The following is a 1,092-nucleotide window of genomic DNA, read 5'->3' as shown; positions in this document are numbered from 1 at the left end:
TGTCGGTGAGCCGCCCACGGCGAAACCTACGCGTTCGCCGGAAGATCCGTCCCGGCACCACGTTTGCGCACCGCGACCAGGTCGTGGCGCGCCGGCGGCAGGGTCTGCTCCTGCGCGCCCTCGATGGTGAACCCGGCATCGGTGATCATCTGCCGATCGTCGGCTCCGGGCTGCCCCTCGCTGGTGAGGTAGTCGCCCAGAAAGATCGAATTGGCCAGGTGCAGCGCCAGCGGTTGCAGGCCGCGCAGGTGAAGCTCCCTGCCACCGGCCAGCCGCACCTCCACGTCGGGGAAGAAGAAGCGGAACAGCGCCAGGATGCGCAGGCAGCGGTCGGGCGTCAGCTCCCACTGTCCGGCCAGCGGCGTTCCATCGAACGGGATCAGGAAGTTGACCGGCACCGAGTCCGGGTCCAGCGCCCGCAGTGCGAAGGCCAGATCGACGATGTCCTCGTCCGACTCCCCCATGCCGAAAATCGCTCCGGAACAAGGCGACAGCCCGGCCGCGCTCGCCCGCAGCACGGTGTCGACGCGATCGTCGAAGGTGTGCGTACTGCAGATGTCGGCGTAGCGCGCCTCGGAGGTATTGAGGTTGTGGCTGTAGGCGTGGGCCCCGGCCGCCGCGAGCCGCTCGGCCTGCCCCTCCCCCAATAGACCCAGGCACACGCAGATCTCCGTCTGCGGATGGTCGGCCGTGATGGCGGCAATGGTCTGCTCGATTCTGGTCAGATCCCGTTCGCCGGGCCCGCGCCCGCTGGCGACCAGGCACACTCGCTTGGCCCCGCCCGCAATCGCCTGCCCGGCGACCCGCGCGGCCTCCTCGGGCGCGATCCAGGAGTACTTCAGCACACCGGATGCCGAGCCCAGCCGCTGCGAACAGTACCCGCAGTCCTCCGGGCACAGGCCGCTCTTCATATTGACGATCGTATTGAGTTTGACGCGCGCGCCGAAGAATTCGTGTCGCACCCGCGAGCCCGCCGCCACGACGTCGATGAGCGGTTGCGCGCCGCTCAGCAACGCCAGCGCCTCCGCCCTGGTCGGGGCCGTTCGGCGTAACGCCTTGTCCACCAACAGATTCAACAGTCCATCAGTCATG

The 1,092-nt window shown here is 68.4% G+C and carries 1 protein-coding gene; it reads right to left on the bottom strand.

Annotation, left to right across the window (positions count from 1 at the left end):
- Positions 1-26 precede the first annotated feature (26 nt).
- The coding region (gene bioB / locus ACWEQQ_RS45055; protein WP_452352576.1) for a biotin synthase BioB at positions 27-1,092 on the bottom strand (1,066 nt) is incomplete at its 5' end.

Source organism: Nocardia sp. NPDC004123, from assembly GCF_053603795.1.
The sequence above is the reverse complement of the archived record's forward strand: the minus strand, read 5'-3'. Positions and strand labels throughout refer to the sequence as shown.